The sequence below is a fragment of the Natronococcus amylolyticus DSM 10524 genome (genome assembly GCF_000337675.1).
Classification (GTDB): Archaea; Halobacteriota; Halobacteria; order Halobacteriales; family Natrialbaceae; genus Natronococcus; species Natronococcus amylolyticus.
Map to the genome: position 1 here is coordinate 81,644 of NZ_AOIB01000037.1, position 19,668 is coordinate 101,311.

Here is a 19,668-nt window from a genome sequence, read left to right on the forward strand (position 1 = left end):
CAGCGTCCTCAGATGGGACCACCGAGATACTCGTGGACGACGACGACGAGCGCGAGCCCGCCGACGAACAGCACCATCGCGAGGAGTACGGACAGCTCTATCGCGTCGGCGAGCGCGAGCGCTCCGAACACGGCGAGTCCGACCCCGACGGCGTATATTCCGAGGTTTCGAACGAGATCGGCGACGGCAACTGAGTCGAGCATAGTCGTCGATACGGCGGACCCGCTAGTAAATCCGGCCTTTCGTACCGCCCCGTCGGGCTCCGACCGAACGGTAGCTTCAAACGAGTCGAACCCCTTCGGTCGGATATGTTACAGGCGGTCGTCTTCGACCTCGATTACACGCTCGCGGTTCCCCAGCGGGATCGGACGACGATTCTCGAGGCGGCGACCGACGCCGCCGGCGCACCTGAGCTGTCCCGTGCCGACTACCTCGAGGCCCATCGTCGGAACCTCACGCAGGAAACCCGGGAGCCGATCTTCACCGAGCTGCTCGAGGATCGGGAGACCGATGCCGAGCCGGCCGAGGTCGCCGCGGCCTACCGCGACGAGATCGCCGCCGACCTCGAGCCCCTGCCGGGCGTCGAGTCCATGCTCGCAACGCTACACGAGCGCTACCGGATCGGACTGCTGACGAACGGTCCCGTCCGCGCCCAGCGGGATAAACTCGAGACGCTGGGCTGGGAGGACGCCTTCGACGCGGCGCTCGTCACGGGTGAACTCGAGGCTGGCAAGCCCGACGTCCGCGCCTTCGAGGCGATCGCGGACGAGCTCGCCGTCGATCCCGAACGGACGGTGTACGTCGGCGACGAGGTCGAGGCCGACGTCGAGGGTGCGACCGGAGCCGGGATGACCGCAATCCAGATCCTGCTCGAGGACGGCCCCGAGCCCGACCCGCGTGCGGCCGCCCACGTCGAACAGGAGGCCGTCGCGACGGCGGTCCCCGAGGCGGTCGCCGCGCTCGAGGAGACGAACTCGGCGATCGGATCGTAGCGCTCGAGGAACGTTAGCCGTCCGCGACGACGGCGTCGACGACGTCGGTCGCTCGTTTTACCGCAGCGCCGCTCTCGACGAACACCAGCGTTTTCGGGGGTTGTGACGCCTTCGGTCGGACGCGCAACTCGAGGTTCGTCGCCGTCTCGGCCGCGAGCTCCTGCCCGCGCTCGAACTCGAGGCGGAGCCGATCCGGGTGGACGAACACCCGGGCGATGCGGTCGGCCTCCGTTCCGGCGACGAGGTCGTACGCCCGCGCGCCGTCGGCCGATGGTTCGACGTTCCGGTCTGCGTCCGTGACCGAGACGCCCTCGAGCGCCCCGTCCTCGCGTCCGTCGAGCTCCGAGGCGAGCAGCTCGGCGATCCGTCGGCCGTCAGTAGTTCGTTCCTCGACCATGGCCGAGGTCGGTCGTCGGCGACCTAACGCTCTTCGATCAGCGCCGAGCGAGCGACCGGGACGAGTTCGGAGACGTCGATCCCCCGGCGGCGAGCGTAGACGACGGCCGCAGTTTCGATCGTCACCCCCAGCTCTCCCTGCAGGCCGTTTATCGCGCCGACCGCCTCGTGTTTCTCGACGCCCTCGGCGACGAGGCCGTCGAGAACCCGCTCGAACGCCGACCGTTCCCGAAGCAGGTCCTCGTCGGGGACGAACTCCTCGGGGATCCGAACGTCGGTCGGATCGAAGGCGGCGACGAGGTCGCCGTCCTCGTGGTCGAGCAGCCCCTCCTGGGTCGCGACGTCGATCAGCCGCTTCGCCTGATCGGGCGAGAACCAGTCGCGATCCAGCGAGAGCGCGACGACGACGGCGTGTTCCTGCAGGCGGTCGGTTCCGTGCTGGATGAAGGGGGCTGCGACGGCGACGCGAAGACTCATCGAGGACGACTCTCTCGAGGGACGGAAAAACGGTGGCGGTTCCGGTCGGGCTCAGTCCGAGGCGCGGCCTCCCCCGTTGCGGTCGGCCCGCGAGGGCGGCGGGAACTCGGTCGGCGCGGTCGCCTCGGGCGGTTCGGGAAGGACACAGCGATCGGGTTCGCGGTTGACGTGCTGGTACTGTGCCGGCGCGTTCGCGAGCGGATGAGCGGGGTTCTGATCGCTGTCGATCCGTGCGGCGCGGATCTCCGCGAAGCCGTTGAGTCGTGCCTGAATCCCGCGCCAGTGGTACCGCGTCGCCGTCGGCACCGAGATCGGCTGTGGTGGCTTCCGGTCGGGGTGACCGATGGCGAGGACGGTGTTGTTGACGTTGCTGGCGAGGGCATCGTGATCGATGAGAACGCCGACTCGAGCGTCCGCCGGGGCTCGGGCCGCCAGCACGTCGAGACCGAGATGTAGCGCTCGGTACTCGGCGACGTTGTTGTCCGGCGGCGCGTCCGCGGTCGCGATCCGAGCGACGCGGGTGCCGTCGCGCGTTTCGATGACGGCGCCCAGGCCACCGCCCGACTCGCGAAACGACCCATCGGTGGCGACGTAGAAGTCGCGGTGGTGGGTTCGTGGAGGGTGGGCGATGTGGGGCGTGGGCGACTCGTCGAACAGGTCCCGCAGGGCAGACCGGCCGTGAGCGGCCATACTGGGTGTAGGTCATCTAGCTCACTTAAACTTGTGGCCGGTATCAGCCAGAGCAATCGAGCGATCGCCACAAACTCGAGCTCGGTTGTAAATAGTTGTACAGTATGGCTTCTTACTGTCGATACCTGCACGGATCTGGTCCAAAACCGCGTAACAAACAACCAACCTTTATATTACATACACCTATTTCATAGGGTATGAAGGGTGCTGACAACCTGTATTCCGGTCGGCGATCCGTGCTGAAGGCCACCGGTATAATTGGTGCAACGGCCGGTTTGGGTGCCATCGCGGGCTGTCTCGACGATCCGACCGACGACGAGAACGGCGACACCGACGAACTGGTGATCACACAGGGGGAGTTCATCGAGAACCCGGATCCGAACGACCACATCACGGGACCGTACTTCAACGTCCTCGACCCCGTCTACGAGCCGCTGTTCAACGTGACGCCGGAGTTCGAGTTCGAATCCCGGATCGTCGAGGAGTGGGAGGACACCGACGAGGGCGCCGAGCTCACGCTCCGTGACGACGTCGTCTTCCACAACGGCGACGAGATGACCGCCGAGGACGTCGCCTACACGTTCAACCGAATGATCGACCCCGATCTCGGCATCGAAAGCGACCAGGCCGCAGGTCTGGGTGCCATCGAGAGCGCCGAAGCGCTCGACGAGACGACCGTGCTCTTGGAGCACGACGTCGCGCCGTCGCTCGCGGAGTTCGAGTACGCGAACTACGGCCGTGTGGTCAACGAGGAGTGGATCGAGGAGCAAGAACAGCCGGTCGCCGGCGACGACGAGGAGGCGTTCAACGGCACCGGCCCGTACCAGGTCGTCGAGTACGAACCCGACGTCCAGCTCGTCCTCGAGCCCTTCGAGGACTACTGGGGCGAGGAAGCGACGTTCGAACGCGTCGTCTTCAACGAGGACGGCGAGTCCAGCGGCCGCGTCAACGCGCTCCAGACCGGCGAGAGCGACATCGTCGACAACGTCATCCCCGAGGACGTTCCGGACGTCGACGACGAGGACGGTATCGAGATCCGCAACGAGACCAGCCTGCGCAACGTCTTCCTGGTGATGAACACCGGCGTCGAGCCGTTCGACAGCATGGAGTTCCGCCAGGCGCTGAACTACGCCGTCGACAACGAAGGGATCGTCAACGACATCCTCGGCGGTTACGGCGAGCCGATGACCCAGCCGATTCCGGACGGCGTCTTCGGTCACAACCCCGACCTCGAGCCCTACGAACAGGACCTAGAGCAGGCCGAGGAGCTGATCGAGGAGAGCGGCTACGCGGGCGAGGAGATCACCCTCTACGCGCCGGAGGGCCGCTACCTCAACGACGCCGACGTCGCCCAAACCGCCGCCGACCAGATCGACCAGCTCGAGAACGTCGACTGCGAGCTCGACATCGTCCCGTTCCCGGACATCTCCGACGCCAACAGCGCGCCCTACGACGACGACGAGATGCCGTTTTACCTCATCGGATGGGGTGTCATCACGGGCGACTCCGACTACGGCCTCGCGCCGTTTTTCACCGAGGAGGCCCCCCAGGAGACCTACCGCAACGAGGAGATCTCCGAGATGATCTTCGAGAGCCAGACGATCGAGGACGAGGACGAGCGCGAGGAGCTGCTCCAGGAGATCAACGAGCAACTCCGCGACGACGCCGCCTGGGTGTACCTCCACTCCCAGGACAGCGTCTACGGCGTCCGCGAGGACCTCGAGTGGGAGCCGCGAACGGACGAGGACATCCACCTCTGGGAGATCGATAGCTGAGCGCTCTCCCGGTTAGAAGGGGGAACAGAGTCGGACGATCGGCGTTCCGGAAGAACCACATACTTCCGGCAAAAATTCGCAGATCGATACCGCCGTGGTACACGATTGAGAGACAATGGCTTTCGGAAAATTCTTGCTCAAGCGCTCCTTGCAGGGAGTTCTCGTCGTCTGGGGGGTCGTAACGGTTCTGTTCGGGCTCCGGGCGGTCACGCCCGGTGACCCGGTCAACCTGATCGTCGACCCGGCCGTCGACCACGAGACCCGCGAACGGATCCGACAGGAGCTCGGCCTCGACCAACCGATATACGTACAGTACTTCGAGTATTTACAGGATCTCCTCGTCGGCGATCTAGGCTACTCCTATCAGTCGAGTCGGCCGGTTACGACGATGGTCATAGAGCGTGTTCCCGCAACCCTCGAGCTGGCGCTCGCGGCGACGGTCGTTGCGCTCGTGATCGCGATTCCGCTCGGCGTCATCAGCGGTACACGACGCAACGAGCCGGCCGACTACGGTGCGACGTCGTTCTCGCTCGTGGGGATCAGCACCCCGAACTTCTGGCTCGGGATCATGCTCATCCTGTTGCTGGCCGTTCAGCTCGACGTCTTCCCGACGGGACGGCGTCCCGTTGCGTTCCACGACGCGCTGTGGATGTTTCTGACGACGTTCTACGTCGGCGATCTGCTGACCTGGTTCCATCACATCATCTTGCCGGCGGTCACCCTGGGAACGTACTTTACGGCCCTCATCACCCGGCTGACCAGAAGCGGGATGCTCGACGAGTACGGGAAACCGTACGTAACGGCGACCCAGGCCAAGGGGATTCCGGAGACGCTGGTCAGGTACAAACACGTCCTCCGAAACACGATGATTCCGATCATCACCGTCCTGGGGCTGCAGCTCGGGACGCTGATCGGGGGCGCGGTCGTCACGGAGACGGTCTTCTCCTGGCCCGGACTCGGGCTGCGGCTCATCGCCGCGATCCACAACCTGGACTGGCCGCTGATCCAGGGCATCATTATCTTCGTCGGTATTAGCTACGTGATCATCAACATCGCAGTCGACGCGATCTACGCGAAGCTCAACCCGCGGGTGTTAGACGAATGATCTCCGATCGAATCAAATCCAATCTCAGACAGGAGTTCAAAACGAGCCTGCTGCCGAAGGTCGGGCTCGTGATCCTGATCGCCATCGTCTTTATGGCGCTGTTCGCACCCGTCCTCGCGACGCATAACCCGAACACGACGGGTCACTTCGACGACGGCAACGCCTACCCGCCGATAGGGGTTAGCTACGACTCCTACGAGGTCGTCGACGGCGAACGGGAGCCCTACACCGTCGAGTTCTCGAGCGACCACTACCTCGGCACGAACAACGTCGGACAGGACGTCTTCTCGAGGCTGCTGTACGGCGCCCGCACCTCGTTGCTCGTCGGCGTGCTCGGCACGGGGCTGGCGGTGTTGATGGGGGTTCCCTTCGGCCTGGTGTCCGGCTACTACGGGGGCCGGGTCGACGACGCGATGATGCGCGTCGCGGACGTCATGCTCGCGTTCCCGTCGCTCGTGCTGGCGCTGGCGCTGATCGGCGTGTTCGGCTCGATGTCGATACCCGTCCCCGACCCGATCGTGACGGCCGGCTTCGCCGAGGGAATGCCCGCCGCGACGACCCTCCCCGGAACCGTGACCCTCGTCGTTGGGCTCGTCACGTGGGTGTGGTTCGCCCGGGTCGCCCGCGGCGAGGCGATGGCGATCCGCAACGAGGAGTACGTCAAGGCCGCGCGTAGCCTCGGCGCGAGCAACGCGACGATCCTGCTCAAACACGTGCTGCCGAACAGCCTGACGCCGGTAATCGTGCTTGCGACGATCCAGGTCGCCGCGATCATCCTCCTCGAGAGCTCGCTGTCGTACCTGGGCTTTTCAGGTACGACCCTCTCGTGGGGGTACGAGATCCAGCAGGGCCAGGACTACCTCCGAACGGCCTGGTGGGTCTCGACGGTCCCTGGAATCGGGATCGTGCTGTCGGTGATCAGTATCAACCTCCTCGGTGACTGGCTCCGGGACTCGCTGGATCCGAACATCGAGGGCGAAGGAGGGGGTGCCTAACATGACAGAGGATATTCTCCGCGTAAACGGACTGTCGACGCGATTCTTCACGGAACAGGGACAGGTGAACGCGGTCTCGGACCTCGACCTCCGGATCGAACGGGGCGAGGTGGTCGGGATCGTCGGCGAGAGCGGCAGCGGAAAGAGCGTGACCGCCCGATCGGTGATCGACCTCATCGAGTCGCCGGGCGAGATCACCGAGGGTGAGATCTGGTTCAACGAACCTGACCTCGCCGACGCGGTTGCCGACGACTACCCCGAGGCCGTCGACGGCTCGTTCGTGAACTTACTCGAGGTGCCAAAGCAGGTTCGACGATCGCTTCGGGGCTCGTCGTTCAGCATGATCTTCCAGGATCCCGAAAGCAGCTTCAACCCGAGCCTCACCGTCGGCGAACAGATCGCCGAGGCCGTCGAGGTCCAGCAGCGGGCGAGCGCGAACCCCCGGTCGACGCGGGCGAAGACCCAGGAGTACTCGCTCGGCAGGCTGATGCTGTCGACCGTGTTGCCCTCGAAGAAGTACGTCAGCGAGGCCAGCCGCGAGCGGGCGATCGAACTGCTCGAGCTAGTTGGCATCCCCGATCCCGTCGAGCGGGCCGACGAGTACCCCCACGAATACTCCGGCGGGATGCTCCAGCGGGCGATGATCGCTCAGGCGTTAGCCGGCGAGCCCGACATCCTGGTCGCCGACGAGCCGACGACGGCCCTGGACGTGACGATCCAGGCCCAGGTGCTCGACCTGCTCGACGACTTACAGGACGAGACCGGCATGACGATCCTGCTGATCACGCACAACCTAGGGGTCGTCGCCCGAATGTGCAACCGCGTCGGCGTCATGTACGCCGGCGAGATCGTCGAGCGGGGCACGCTCGAGGACGTCTTCGACGACCACGTCCACCCCTACACCGAGGGGCTGTTGGGGTCGATTCCCGACCTCGAGAGTGCAGGGGGGCGTCTCGAGCCGATTCCGGGCAACGTGCCGAGCCTGCTCGACCACGAGATGCCGGATCGGTGTTACTTCGCGGATCGCTGTCCGAAGGCGATGGAGGACTGCCTCTCCCATCCTCCGGAGTACGAGGGGAGGGGTACCGACGAACACGAGGTGCGCTGTGTCCTCGCAACCCAGGAGTACTCCGAGGCGCGCGCGCTGTCGGCCGACTACTTCGGGAAGGATGACCGGACGGCGGTCGACAAACATGCCGACCCCGACGGGTTCGAGGACGACGTCCAGCCCGAGCGGGCCGAGTCGACCGTCGAGGGATCGGGAGGTGAGCGCCGATGAGTGCCGACGATCCCCTCGTCCGCGTCGACGGGCTCGAAAAGTACTTCTGGGAGAACGACTCCGTCCTCGATCGACTGCTCGGCGACGATCCGGTTCCGGTTCGGGCCGTCGACGGCGTGAGCTTCGACATCCGTCCCGGCGAAACGCTCGGACTCGTCGGCGAGTCCGGCTGCGGGAAGTCGACCACGGGCGAGACCGTCCTTCGCCTCCAGGAGCCGACCGACGGCGACGTCGCCTTCGACGGAAGCAGTGTCTACGACCTCGAGGGCAAGTCGCTGACCGAGTTCCGGCGGAACGCCCAGGTCGTCTTCCAGGATCCGTTCTCGAGTCTGGATCCCCGGATGACGATCGGCGGAATCGTCACTCAGCCCCTCGAGATCCACGACTGGCCCTGGACTGACGCCGACGTCGAGAGCCGCGCCGAGTTGCGAACTGACGGGATCTCCGCGGATATCGTCTCGGTGACCGTCGACGACGACGTCGACAAGCTCGTCTCGCCGGTCGACGGGGTCGCGACGGTCCACGTCACCGTCCGCTCGAGCGACGTCGCTGGCGACGTCGACCCCGACGAGCGGGGCATCGCCGAGGCCGAGGGCGCCGTCGCGGAGGTCGCCGAGGACCTCTCGATCGACGTCGAGCGCGGCGACGGGATCGAAGTCCACGTTTCGGTCGGCCGTTCGACGAAGCAGCTCCGACTCGACCGCGCGCGGGACCTCCTCGAGCGGGTCGGGCTCTCGGTCGACCAGCTCGATCGCTACCCTCACGAGTTCTCGGGCGGCCAGCGCCAGCGCATCGGCATCGCCCGGGCGCTCGCGCTCGAGCCGGAGTTTATGGTGCTCGACGAGCCGACCTCGGCGCTGGACGTCTCAGTCCAGGCGCAGGTGCTGAACCTGCTCAACGATCTGCAGACGGAGTTCGATCTTACCTACCTGCTGATCAGCCACGATCTCTCGGTGATCCGCCACGTCTGTGACCGGGTCGCCGTGATGTACCTCGGCGAGATCGTCGAGATCGGTCCCGTCGACGAGCTGTTCGAGGACCCGAAACACCCCTACACGCGGGCGTTGCTCGACAGCGTGCCGCGAGCCTCGACCGACGAGCGCGACCGCGAGCGCGAAACCCTCTCGGGGGACGTCCCCTCGCCGCGGGATCCGCCCAGCGGCTGTCGGTTCCGGACCCGGTGTCCGAAGGTGATCCCGCCCGCGGATCTCGAGATCGACCAGGAGACCTTCCGCGAGCTGATGACGCTCCGCGAGCGTGTCGAGAGCCGCGATATCTCCCTCGAGACCGTCGGCGACGAGGACGAGTTCGACCTCGAGGGCGGGACCGTTGTCGCGGCCGACGCCGACGCGTTCGCGAGGGCACTGAAGGGACGACTGCTCGAGACCGAGCTTCCGCCGCGACACGACGAGATCGTCGAGGACGCGCTGGCGTCAGTCGCGGTCGGCGACTGGGAGGAGGCAACCGAGCGGCTCCGCGAGGAGTACGAGAGCGTCTGCGAGCGGCAAAACCCGGCCCTCGAGGCCGATGACCATCCCGTTGCCTGCCACCTCTACGACGAGGAGGCCGGGCGACGCGAGGCGCCCGCACCGGAGCGGTAGTCGGCCGTCCACCTTTTTTTCGAGCAGCCGAATGCGAGACCATCACTCGCTCGGCCCAAACCGTTTTGGCAGCAGGTGTAATTACAAACGGCGGCTTCCCTCAGGTATGACGCAGACCCCATCTCGTATGGAAGCTGCCTGTTCGCTGCTGGCCGAGTCCGAGCGTCGGTACCTCCTCTACCAGCTAGCCGAGACGCGGCGGGGCAACCTCGAGGACGTCGTCTCCGAGATTGCCGCCTGGGAGCGCGGCGAGGGCGGCCCGATCGACTCGGAGGACAGACAGCGCGTATACGTCTCGCTGATCCACAACCACCTCCCGCGGCTGGCCGATTACGGTATCCTCGACTACGACCTCCGAAGCGGCGATATCGTCCTGACGGAGGGGTTCGACGACATCCGACCGCTGCTCGAGCAGTTCAAACAGACCGAGTCGGAGCCGGAGATCCGCGAGAAGCCGCTGCTGTAGATTCGAAACGCATAGCAGGTCGCCCGCGAAACGGCGACCGTGAGCCGCTACCGAAACCTCGCTCTCTTCTTGGTTCTTGCCGCCGCCTGGGGTAGTTCGTTCGTCGCGATCAGTGCGGGACTCGGTCACTTTCCGCCGGTGTTGTTCGCGGCGCTTCGCTACGACATCGCGGGCGTCGTGATGCTTGCGTACGCGATCTACGCCGTCGATCACTGGCGACCCGTCGGGCGCGAGGAGTGGGCGACCGTCGCGGTCGGCGCGGCGCTATTGATCGGCGCCTATCACGTCTTTCTCTTCGTCGGCCAGCAGCACACGACCGCCGCCGCCGCGGCGGTGCTGGTGAGTCTCTCCCCGGTGTTGACGACCGGGTTCGCGCGGGTGCTCGTTCCGTCCGATGCGCTGTCGCCCGTCGGCGTCGCCGGCGTCTGCGTCGGTCTCGTCGGAGTCGGCGTCGTCGTCCAGCCCGACCCGTCGAACCTGTTCGCGACCGACGCCGTCGCGAAGCTGCTGGTGTTCTGTGCGGCCGCGGCGTTCGCGCTCGGCAGCGTCCTCACGAGACGACTCGAGGCCGACCTGCCGATCGAGACGATGGAGGCCTGGTCGATGCTCGGCGGGGCCGCCCTGATGCACGTCGTGAGCCTCGGCCTCCGCGAACCGATCGAGCCGACTGCCTGGACCGATCTCGAGGCGATCGGCGCGCTCGCGTACCTCTCGCTCGTCGCGAGCGCGCTCGGCTTTCTGCTGTACTTCGACCTGCTCGAGCGACTCGGCGCCGTCGAGATCAACATGGTCTCTTACGTCGCTCCGGTGTTCACGGCGATCGTCGGCTGGCTGTACCTCGGCGAGGTGATCGATGCGGCGACGATCGCCGGGTTCGCGCTGATCGCCTGTGGGTTCGTCCTCGTGAAGCGTCGTGCGATCAGCCAGGAGGTCGCCGCGGTCAGGCGGTGGGGATCGAGCTAACGGCCCGTCCTACCGGCCGTGCGCGTGGCCGACGTAGAGCGCGGCGAGGTTGAGCCCGAGCAGGGCCAGAAACGTGGCGGTCTCGGTCGCCGTCGACAGGCCGGTCGCCAGCAGCGGGACGTACAGAAAGGGGAGCACGATCGCCGACCAGAAGCCGGCCTTTCGAACGGAGTCGGCGACGTGGGGGGCGAGTCGCTCGAGGAGCCGATCACCGCCTCGTCCCTCGGTACTCTCGGCGCGGGAGTCGTGAGTCGTTGAAGAGTTAGCCATCGAAACACCTGACCACGTCTCGCGTTCCCACCCGGCGCCACATATATCGGCGCGACCGTTTCGACCGGTTGTATACGGTTCATCCAAATAAGGGTCGAACTGAACCGAACCGAACGCGGACTCGCGGTCGGTGAGAGCGGTTGCGCCCGCAGCGCGCCCTCAGAGCCACGACTCGAGAACCTGATCGTGTAGCTAGAGGTTCCGATTGTTCGGCCGAGCGAACGACCGACCGAACCACCGGAAACGAACATCGAACCGTTCGAACCGACCGACGGCGCGGCGTCGTCGCGAGAACGAAACCGTTCGGAAACCGAATCGGTAGCGATCGAACGGAGCATAAACCGAACCCTATCGCCGGCAAAACGGAGGTCGAGTCGCTACTGGAACCCGATCCGGCTGCCGCGGCGACCGGTCGGATCCGGGCCGCTCGAGCCGCCCTGGAACTCCTCTTCGATCCGCTCGTAGTAGTCGAGGATGTCGTCGGTGATCGTCGGCCGGACGTTCTCCATGGCCTGGCGGAAGTGGCGCATCTCGACGGTGTCGGCCTCGTGGTCCTCCCGGAGCGCCTCGATGGCGGCCTCGCGGGCGATCGACTCGAGGTCGCTGCCGACGTAGCCGTCGGTGATCTCGGCGATTTCCTGGAGGTTGACGTCCGCGGCCAGCGGCGTCCCCTGGGTGTGGATGTCGAGGATCCGTTCGCGACCCTCGATGTCGGGCTCGCCGATCATCACCAGCCGGTCGAACCGCCCCGACCGCAGCAGGGCGGGGTCGATCATGTCCGGTCGGTTCGTCGCGCCGATGACCATCACGTTCTCCATCTCCTCGAGCCCGTCGAGTTCCGTGAGGAGCTGATTGACGACTCGTTCGGAGACGTTCGAGCCGGTCTCACCGCCCCGCCCGGGCGCCAGCGCGTCGAGCTCGTCGAAGAAGATCACCGTCGGCGAGACCTGTCGGGCCTTCCGGAAGGTCTGGCGAATCGCCTTCTCCGATTCGCCGACCCACTTGCTGAGCAACTGCGGGCCCCGAACCGAGATGAAGTTGGCGTTCGTCTCGTTGGCGACGGCTTTCGCCATCAGCGTCTTCCCCGTTCCGGGCGGCCCGTACAGCAGGACGCCGGCCGGCGGATCGATCCCCAGCCGCTCGAACCGATCGGGATTGTTCAGGGGCCACTCGACGGACTCCTGGACCTGCTCCTGGGCGTCTTGAAGGCCACCGACGTCGTCCCAGGAGATCTTCGGTAGCTCGACGAGCACCTCCCGCATCGCCGAGGGCTCGACCTCGTTCAGGGCGCCGCGGAAGTCCTGGCGCTTGACGATCATTCGGTCGATCAGACTCGGCGGGATGTCCTCCTCGTCCAGGTCGATCTCCGGGAGGTATCGGCGCAGGGCCTTCATCGCGGCCTCCTTGGTCAGACTCTCGATGTCGGCGCCGACGAAGCCGTGGGTCTCGTCGGCCATGTGGGCCAGATCCACGTCGTCCGACAGCGGCATCCCGCGCGTGTGGATCTGGAGGATCTCCTCGCGACCCACTTCATCGGGGACGCCGATCTCGATCTCGCGGTCGAACCGGCCTGGCCGACGCAGGGCGGGATCGACGCTGTCGACCCGGTTGGTCGCGGCGATGACGATCACCTGGCCCCGGGCCTCGAGGCCGTCCATCATCGTCAGCAGCTGGGCGACGACCCGGCGCTCGACCTCGCCGGTCACGTCCTCCCGTTTGGGCGCGATGGAGTCGAGTTCGTCGATGAAGATGATCGCGGGCGACTCCTCGCTTGCGTCCTCGAAGATCTCCCTGAGTTGCTGTTCGCTTTCCCCGTAGTACTTCGAGATGATCTCCGGACCGGCGATGGAGAAGAAACTCGCCGAGGTCTCGTTGGCCACCGCCTTGGCGAGCAGGGTCTTCCCGGTGCCGGGCGGGCCGTGTAGCAGGACGCCCTGTGGCGGCTCGATCCCCAACTTCTTGAAGATCTGGGGATGTTTCATCGGTAACTCGACCATCTCGCGGACCCGCTGGATCTCGTCTTGCAGGCCACCGATGTCCTCGTAGGTGATCCCGCCGCCGGTCTTTTCGAAGCCGCTGATGGGTTCCTCGCGGAGTTCGACGTCGGTGTCCTCGGTGATCAAAACCACGCCCTCGGGCTCGGTTTCGACGGCGATCAGCGGGATCGCCTGCCCCGGCGAGCGCATGAAGGGGTGGTTCGTCGAGCTCATCACGGGGACGATGTCGCGGCCGACGACCGGGCGCTTGAGGATCTGGCGTTTGACCATGCCGGCGGCGTCGGAGCCGAACTGGACCGACGCCTCCTCGGGCGGTGCGAGGACGAGCTCGTCGGCCTTTGTCGCCTCGGCCTTCCGGATCGTCACTCGCTCGCCGATACCGACGTCGGCGTTCTGTCGGGTGAAGCCGTCGATCCGGACGGTGTCCGTGTTCCAGTCCTGTCGATCCGCACGCCACACCTTCGCGGCAGTCGTATCCGCGCCTTCGATCTCGATGATGTCGCCCGGACTGAGCTTTAGATGTAACAGCGTGTCCGGGTCGAGTCGGGCGATACCGCGACCCGAGTCGTTCGGGTACGCTTTCGCAACCTCCAGTTGGACTTCGTTCATGATTCGGGATGGACGGCGATGTCAGTGATTCCGATTCGGTACCGGATAGGCTTTTTGCTACCGTGAACCCACACCGTGCTAGTTGTCACCACATCTAACTGAGGTGGCAAGACACATAGAGGTACCGCCTTCGGTCGCGGGCGCCCCTTCCGCCCGCAAAGAAGGTGGCTTTTTGCCCGCGCCAGTCGCCCCTACGAGTATGCACACGCTCGCGTTCGACGGCCGACTGGGTGCAAGCGGCGACATGCTCCTCGCCGCGTTGCTCGACGCTGGCGCCGACCCGGCCGCCCTCGAGCCCGTTACGAACGAACTCGACCTCGAGTACCGGATCGACGACGCCGTCAAGTGCGGAATCGCGGCGACGACCGTCGACGTCGTGCTGACAGATGCTGACGAGGGTTCCGACTCGAGTTCCCGCGACGGAAGTCACGTTCACGATCACGATCGAGGGGACTCGGAGTCCCACGGCTACGGACACACCCACGACCTCGACGATAACGATCCGGATCAGCATGGTCACGGCCACGTTCACGACCACGGTGACTCGAGCGACGCAGTTCCAGCCGAGGGCCACGGCCCCCACCGAAGCTACCTCGAGGTCTGCGAGATCGTCGAAGGGATGAGTCTCGACGAAGCGGTCGAACGCGACGCTCTCGCGATCTTCGAGCTGCTCGGCGAGGCCGAGGCGAGCGTCCACGGCGAAGCCCTCGAGGAAATCCACTTCCACGAGGTCGGCGCCGACGACGCCATCGCCGACGTCGTCGGTGCGGTCGCGCTCGTTCACGACCTCGAGCCAGAGCGGATCGTCACGACCCCGTTGGCCACCGGCGGCGGCAGCGTCGGGATGAGTCACGGTGAGTACCCCATCCCCACCCCTGCAGTCGTCGAGATCGCCGAGCGTGCCGACTGGTCGTTGAGGGGTGGTCCCGTCGACGCCGAACTGCTGACGCCGACGGGGGCGGCGATCCTGGGCCACCTCGCCGACGGCGTGGAGTCGCTGCCCGCACTGGAGCTCGAGGCCTCGGGCTACGGCGCCGGCGGCTACGACCTCGACCCCCATCCGAACGTGCTTCGAGTGCTGGTGGGTGACGGCGGAAGCGAACTCGTGCGAGACGACATCACCGTCCTCGAGACGAACCTCGACGACGCGACGCCGGAGGTGCTCGGCGGTCTCCAGGAGACACTCGCGGACGCGGGCGCACGCGACGTTACGATCGTCCCGGCAACGATGAAGAAGTCCCGACCGGGCCACCTCGTGAAGGTGATCTGCAAACCCGAAGATCGGAAGCGGATTGCGCGAACGCTGGCCGAGGAGACCGGAACGCTCGGTATCAGGGAGGCCGGCGCGACCCACCGCTGGATCGCCGAGCGGGAGTTCGAGACCGTCGAACTCGAGCTCGAGGGCGATCGCCACGAAATCACAGTGAAGATCGCCAGCGACGCCAACGGTACGATGTACGACGTCAGCGCGGAGTACGACGACGCCGCGCGGGTGGCTCGAGCGAGCGGCCTCCCGGTTCGGGAGGTCGCCCGCCGCGCCGAATCCGCTGTTTTAGACGAAGAGATTGAACGCTGACGAGACGGTTACCGAGTGTCGACGAGACGGCGTCGATCGACGGCGGCCGCCGATTCGTTCGCGGGTTCGGCCGGTTCGAGCGCCTTCGATCGGAGCGCTCTCGCTATCCTCGAGGAGCGAACGGTAACGATCCTGGGCGAGTAGAGAGGTGGCGTTCACTCGTTCTCGTCGCCGGTGTCGTCGATCGGGATCGAGGTCGGATCGTCCCAGTCGTCCCCGGACGGCGTGGTCGAAGACTGCGAGACGTTCGTCGACTGTGAGACACTCGAAGACTGCGAGACGTTCGAAGATCGCGAGACGTTCGTCGAACGGGTGACCGACGTGCTGCTGGATTGGGAGACGGCCGTACTTGCGGTGTCCGAGAACTGGTCACCGAAGTCGTCAGTTCGGACGGTCGACCTCGAGGTCGTGACAGTAGCCGTCGGGACCGAACTCCGAGAGGTACTCGGGCTCGCTGGGATCGCTCACGTCGTAAATGAGGATTCCCGGCTCCTCTCCGTCCTTGTCGATCGGGTAGAGAATCGGCTCGTCGGGGTGTTCCTCGAGCTTGTGGACGCCGGTTCGGGGCGTCTCGACCGTGGCGACGATCTCGGGCTCCTCGACGGTGCCGACGTCGTAGCCGTAGTCGATCACCTGAAACCCCATCTCGGCGCCGTCGACGTTGGGCTCGAGGGTTCGGTAGTAGAGCCCGTCGCGCGGGTCGAACTTCACGTCGTTCTGTCGGTTCGTGTTGGCCGAGGGAACTCGGTGGGCCTGCTCGGGATTCTCCAGATCCGAGAGGTCGACGAGGAAGCTCCCGCCCTCGCCGTAGTAGCCGCCCATTACGGCGTACTTCCCGTCGTCGCGTACCGCACCGTAGGTGTAGATCCCCGGCGGGTTCTCGAGGAAGTCGTGGCCGAGTCGCTCGAGGGTACCCGGAACGCCGCTGCCGTCGTCGTCCGTCGCTCCCTCGCCCCCGCTCACCGTTCCGGTTCCGACCCCGCCGGCCGCGACGGCCGCGATCCCGCTGTACTTCAGGACGTCCCGCCGTGAACTGTCGAACATGCCGGTTGGACCAATCGACTAAACTGTATTATCGTTAGTCAAGATCTTCACGGATTGAGGCGTTCACAAAGTTATATTATTCCGTTGTCACCTAGATGGAAGGGCAAACGAGACGACCGACGACCGCTCCGGTCGCGTCTGCCCCCTCTGAGACAGGGGACGGGGGTAGCCTACGAGGAGCGACGGACGACAAAACTTTTGCGACGGCGACGAGGTGTGAAGATGATGGCCACCGAGACCGATGATCGGGTCTACTACGTGATCAGCGACCTCCACATCGGCGGCGACGAACAGCTCGAGGACGTCGAGTTCCTCGACGAACTGCTCGAGTTCCTCGAACGACTCGAGGAGACCGACGAGAACGCCGAGCTGATCATCAACGGCGACGCGTTCGGGCTCTGGGAGTTTACGACCGTCGAGGGGATCGAGAAGTTCGAGGTGCTCGAGCGCACCTATCCGACGCTGTTCGAACAGTTTCGGGCAACTGGCGAGAACGTGCCAATCACGCTGTTGCCGGGCAACCACGACCACGAGCTGGCAGCCTACGACGAGTACGTCGAGCGTTTCGCCGAGTACAACGTCGAGCTTGTCCAGGACCGGTGGATCAGCCGGGAGATCGGCGACCAGGCGATCCACTTCGAGCACGGCCACCAGCACGACGCCAACAACCGGATCGAGGACTGGGGCAACCCCCACGCGACGCCGCTCGGCTACTACTACAACACCCTCGTGACGAGCCGAGCGGGCCAGCTCTCCGATCGGGGACGGTACAACTGGATGAAAGACGTCCAGGCGGTGACCCCGACCGAACGGATGCCCGTCTGGCTCCTCTCGAAGTACTTCTACCGGGAGATGAACCCGCTGTTGCGGTACTCGATGTTCCCGTTCCTGTTACTGTTCAACATCAGTGTCATCCTCGCGGTGCTCGCGGGACTCGATCTCGCGGGGATCTGGTCGATGCCCGTCGACCGAACCGAAGCCTTCCTCGGCCAGTTCGGTGCGGCCGGGACGGCGGCCTGGTTCTTCCTCGCGCTCAACGTCACCGTCGGCGGGCTGCTGACGCTCGTCGGCATCCCGCTGTACTTCATTCGCCGGGATATTCGGAAGACCGTCGACCGCTTCGGCGTCTTCGAGACCGAACTCACCGTCGATCCCCAGCAGCCCTACGAGAGCGCTGCCCGGGAGATCTTCTCCGAGCAGCCGGGAACGACGATCTTCTGCTACGGGCACACCCACCGACCGGGCGTCCGGGAGGTCGACGGCGGACTGCTGGTCAACAGCGGGACCTGGCTCAAGCGGCTCCACCGACGGGACGGGATCATCGGGATCCTCCCGCCGGTGTTTTACCCGTCCTACCAGCTGCCGGCCGTCCGCATCTCGGCGGACTCGGAGGGCGTCGCCGTCGAGTACGAACGGATGGCAAAGCCCAGCCCGGCCTCCGAGGAGCTGACTCGCACCGAGCGGTTCTTTACGGTCGGCCGGGAACCCGAACCGGATCTGCCCGACCGACACGTCGTCGAACCGCCACGCGAGAAACAGGTCGCGGAAGCGACTGACTGATCGTCAGTCCGCGCTTTCAGTCGGTCGGCTGTGGCTCCCGGAGTGAGACCGGCGGGCCAGGAGGACGAACGGAACTACCGTCGCCAGCGTCACGACCAGCAGTAGCTCCGCCCCCACGGAGAGCCCGACCAGGACCGAGACGTCGGCGTAGAACGTAAAGAGCAGAAACGCCGGGAAGACGGTCCCGATCGCGTACCGCCAGGGAACCACGAGCGGGCTCGAGATCGGTCCCGCACCGTTACGGAGCTCCTCGACCGCTTCCGGTCCGAGGACCCAGGCGGTGTAGACCATGAACCCGGTTAGCCCGAGCACCAGGAGCAGATCGACGAGGTGGTCAGCGAACAGGGTAAACACGGCGGGACTGAACGCGTTTACGCCGCCGGTGACCGCGACCAGGGCGAACAGTCCGCGAGTCGCGGTCGAGCGCTCGAGGTCGAACTCGTCGACCAGGAACGAGACTGGGATCTCGAGCATGCTGATCAGACTCGTGAGGGCGGCGAGCAGGACGACCAGAAAGAAGACGGTTCCGAGGATGCGACCGCCGGGCAGGTTCGCGAACGCGCCGGCGATCCCGACGAACAGGGCACCGGGGCCGCCCTCCGTCGGCCCCGCAGCGAACGAGAACAGCAACGGGAACAACACGAGCCCGGCCAGAATTCCGATACCGAGGTTGAGTACGGCGATAGCCGAGGCGTCGAGGGGGAGCGAGCGGTCGTCGTCGACGTAGGATGCGTAGGTGATCATTGTCCCGCCGCCGATCGAGAGGGTAAACAGCGCCTGGCCGGCGGCCGATCCGAGCACCGACAGAAAGTTCTCCGTGAGGTAGGCGCCGTCGAATCCGAGGTAGAACTCGTACCCTTCTGTGGCTGCGGGTTGCTGGGCTGCCCAGATCGCAAGCGCGGCGAGAAGGAAGACGATCCCGGGCAGCATTACCTTCGTCGTCGCCTCGATACCGCGTCTGATCCCCGCGGTGACGATCACCGCGGTGGCCGCCAGCACCGCCAGCTGGTAGCCAAACGCCTCGGGCCCGTAGCTGATCGCCGCGAAGTGGGCCCCCGGATCCGCGAAGTACGCGCCCGTCGCGCTCTCGAGGAAGTACCGAAGGATCCACCCGCCGACGACGCTGTAGAACGACATCAGCAGGATCGCGGTGACGACACAGAGCACGCCGAGCGCCGTCCAGGCCCGCGATCCCGCGAGCGAGCTGAACGCCCCGACCGGGTTCCGGTTCGAGCGCCGGCCGATCACGAACGCAGCCAGTAGCCCGGGAACGCCGACGAAAAGGACGATGAGCAGGTACAACAGCAGAAAGGCGCTCCCACCGTTCTCGGCGGTCATCCACGGGAACCGCCAGATGTTCCCCAGTCCGATCGCGCTCCCGACCGCGGCCAGGATGAACCCGGCCCGGCTCGCCCAACTCTCTCGTGCCATTCTGTCTCGGGCGAGCGGGTCGCCGCGCATAAGGCTTATCGTTAAATTGAAAGGAACTATCGTAACGATTCCTCGGAAACCGAAATATTTGCTTCAGGGAACGACCAGTCCAACATCTGATGACAGAGCTATTAGTGTGTGGAACTTTAGGTTTTGCTCCCGACTCGATTCCGCAACTCGAGTCGAAAACCGAAACGGTCGCGACGGATCCGTCCGGCCGTCAGCTTTCCCGGGGCTCGTCCGTCGGTTCGGACCAGTACGTTCTCCTTTCCTTATCATTGCTAACTATTATCGAGGATTTCGCCGAACGTACTCGACGGAGTGATAGTACGTGACTAAGAGACGACTTTCGAGACGCGGGTTCGGAGCACTGGGCGTGAGCGCGGCGCTGTTCGCCGGTGCCGGGCGGGGCGAAGGCGGGTTCGACGTCGAGGCGGGCCTC

The 19,668-nt window shown here is 65.5% G+C and carries 19 protein-coding genes; 11 read left to right on the forward strand and 8 right to left on the reverse strand.

The genetic code is table 11. The annotated features are described in order from the left end of the window. Positions 1 to 8: 8 nt before the first annotated feature. Positions 9 to 203 (reverse strand): hypothetical protein, encoded by a 195-nt coding sequence (locus C491_RS18940; protein ID WP_049892356.1) that lies wholly within the window; start codon positions 201 to 203, stop codon positions 9 to 11. Between the two features lie 105 nt (positions 204 to 308). Here C491_RS18940 and C491_RS18945 point away from each other — a divergent pair, with 105 nt between their 5' ends. Beyond that, positions 309 to 992 carry an HAD family hydrolase gene (locus C491_RS18945; RefSeq protein WP_005559295.1) on the forward strand — a complete coding sequence of 228 codons (684 nt, stop codon included), beginning with the start codon at positions 309 to 311 and terminating at the stop codon, positions 990 to 992. A 13-nt stretch (positions 993 to 1,005) separates the two neighbouring features. Here the strand turns inward: C491_RS18945 and C491_RS18950 are convergent, their stop codons facing one another. Genes C491_RS18950 through C491_RS18960 form a run of 3 tightly spaced genes read right to left on the reverse strand, consistent with a single transcriptional unit; the run spans position 1,006 to position 2,555 of the window. Further along, complete coding sequence (locus C491_RS18950; protein ID WP_005559296.1) at positions 1,006 to 1,389, reverse strand: hypothetical protein; 384 nt, start codon at positions 1,387 to 1,389, stop codon at positions 1,006 to 1,008. Positions 1,390 to 1,412: 23 nt separating this feature from the next. Continuing rightward, complete coding sequence (locus tag C491_RS18955) at positions 1,413 to 1,865, reverse strand: DUF2240 family protein (protein ID WP_005559297.1); 453 nt, start codon at positions 1,863 to 1,865, stop codon at positions 1,413 to 1,415. 51 nt (positions 1,866 to 1,916) lie between these two features. Continuing rightward, positions 1,917 to 2,555 (reverse strand): hypothetical protein, encoded by a 639-nt coding sequence (locus C491_RS18960; protein WP_005559299.1) that lies wholly within the window; start codon positions 2,553 to 2,555, stop codon positions 1,917 to 1,919. Positions 2,556 to 2,752: 197 nt separating this feature from the next. On the opposite strand from C491_RS18960, the gene C491_RS18965 reads away from it, so the two are divergent. The 7 genes from C491_RS18965 to C491_RS18995 all read left to right on the forward strand — a co-directional run bounded on the left by C491_RS18965 (position 2,753) and on the right by C491_RS18995 (position 10,739). Continuing rightward, on the forward strand, positions 2,753 to 4,330 hold the full coding sequence (locus C491_RS18965) for an ABC transporter substrate-binding protein (protein WP_049892359.1): 1,578 nt from the start codon (positions 2,753 to 2,755) through the stop codon (positions 4,328 to 4,330). Positions 4,331 to 4,445: 115 nt separating this feature from the next. Then, positions 4,446 to 5,435 carry an ABC transporter permease gene (locus C491_RS18970; RefSeq protein WP_005559302.1) on the forward strand — a complete coding sequence of 330 codons (990 nt, stop codon included), beginning with the start codon at positions 4,446 to 4,448 and terminating at the stop codon, positions 5,433 to 5,435. Then, complete coding sequence (locus C491_RS18975; RefSeq protein WP_005559303.1) at positions 5,432 to 6,430, forward strand: ABC transporter permease; 999 nt, start codon at positions 5,432 to 5,434, stop codon at positions 6,428 to 6,430. Before C491_RS18970 ends, C491_RS18975 begins: the two co-directional genes overlap by 4 nt. A 1-nt stretch (position 6,431) precedes the next feature. Beyond that, positions 6,432 to 7,709, forward strand: a complete 1,278-nt coding sequence (locus C491_RS18980; RefSeq protein WP_005559304.1) for an ABC transporter ATP-binding protein — start codon at positions 6,432 to 6,434, stop codon at positions 7,707 to 7,709. After that, positions 7,706 to 9,310 carry an ABC transporter ATP-binding protein gene (locus tag C491_RS18985; protein WP_005559305.1) on the forward strand — a complete coding sequence of 535 codons (1,605 nt, stop codon included), beginning with the start codon at positions 7,706 to 7,708 and terminating at the stop codon, positions 9,308 to 9,310. Before C491_RS18980 ends, C491_RS18985 begins: the two co-directional genes overlap by 4 nt. Positions 9,311 to 9,416: 106 nt before the next feature. Continuing rightward, positions 9,417 to 9,776: a DUF7344 domain-containing protein gene (locus C491_RS18990; protein WP_049892362.1), complete on the forward strand. Its 360-nt coding sequence runs from the start codon at positions 9,417 to 9,419 to the stop codon at positions 9,774 to 9,776. Between the two features lie 39 nt (positions 9,777 to 9,815). After that, on the forward strand, positions 9,816 to 10,739 hold the full coding sequence (locus C491_RS18995) for a DMT family transporter (RefSeq protein WP_005559309.1): 924 nt from the start codon (positions 9,816 to 9,818) through the stop codon (positions 10,737 to 10,739). Between the two features lie 9 nt (positions 10,740 to 10,748). Here C491_RS18995 and C491_RS19000 read toward each other — a convergent pair whose 3' ends face one another. Continuing rightward, a complete protein-coding gene (locus C491_RS19000; RefSeq protein ID WP_005559311.1) occupies positions 10,749 to 11,009 on the reverse strand; it encodes a hypothetical protein in 261 nt (86 codons plus the stop codon). A 377-nt stretch (positions 11,010 to 11,386) separates the two neighbouring features. Next, a complete protein-coding gene (locus C491_RS19005) occupies positions 11,387 to 13,615 on the reverse strand; it encodes a CDC48 family AAA ATPase (protein WP_005559314.1) in 2,229 nt (742 codons plus the stop codon). A 199-nt stretch (positions 13,616 to 13,814) separates the two neighbouring features. Here C491_RS19005 and larC point away from each other — a divergent pair, with 199 nt between their 5' ends. Then, a complete protein-coding gene (larC, locus tag C491_RS19010) occupies positions 13,815 to 15,191 on the forward strand; it encodes a nickel pincer cofactor biosynthesis protein LarC (RefSeq protein ID WP_005559315.1) in 1,377 nt (458 codons plus the stop codon). 15 nt (positions 15,192 to 15,206) lie between these two features. Next, the gene (locus C491_RS24070; RefSeq protein ID WP_275040025.1) at positions 15,207 to 15,335 is read left to right on the forward strand and encodes a hypothetical protein; all 129 of its coding nucleotides are present in this window, start codon (positions 15,207 to 15,209) and stop codon (positions 15,333 to 15,335) included. A gap of 237 nt (positions 15,336 to 15,572) precedes the next feature. Here the strand turns inward: C491_RS24070 and C491_RS19015 are convergent, their stop codons facing one another. Then, a complete protein-coding gene (locus tag C491_RS19015; protein WP_005559318.1) occupies positions 15,573 to 16,235 on the reverse strand; it encodes a twin-arginine translocation signal domain-containing protein in 663 nt (220 codons plus the stop codon). A 225-nt stretch (positions 16,236 to 16,460) separates the two neighbouring features. Here C491_RS19015 and C491_RS19020 point away from each other — a divergent pair, with 225 nt between their 5' ends. After that, the gene (locus tag C491_RS19020) at positions 16,461 to 17,795 is read left to right on the forward strand and encodes a metallophosphoesterase (RefSeq protein ID WP_005559320.1); all 1,335 of its coding nucleotides are present in this window, start codon (positions 16,461 to 16,463) and stop codon (positions 17,793 to 17,795) included. Between the two features lie 3 nt (positions 17,796 to 17,798). On the opposite strand, the gene C491_RS19025 is transcribed toward C491_RS19020, so the two are convergent. Next, positions 17,799 to 19,226: a sodium-dependent transporter gene (locus C491_RS19025; RefSeq protein WP_049892375.1), complete on the reverse strand. Its 1,428-nt coding sequence runs from the start codon at positions 19,224 to 19,226 to the stop codon at positions 17,799 to 17,801. Positions 19,227 to 19,668 lie beyond the last annotated feature (442 nt).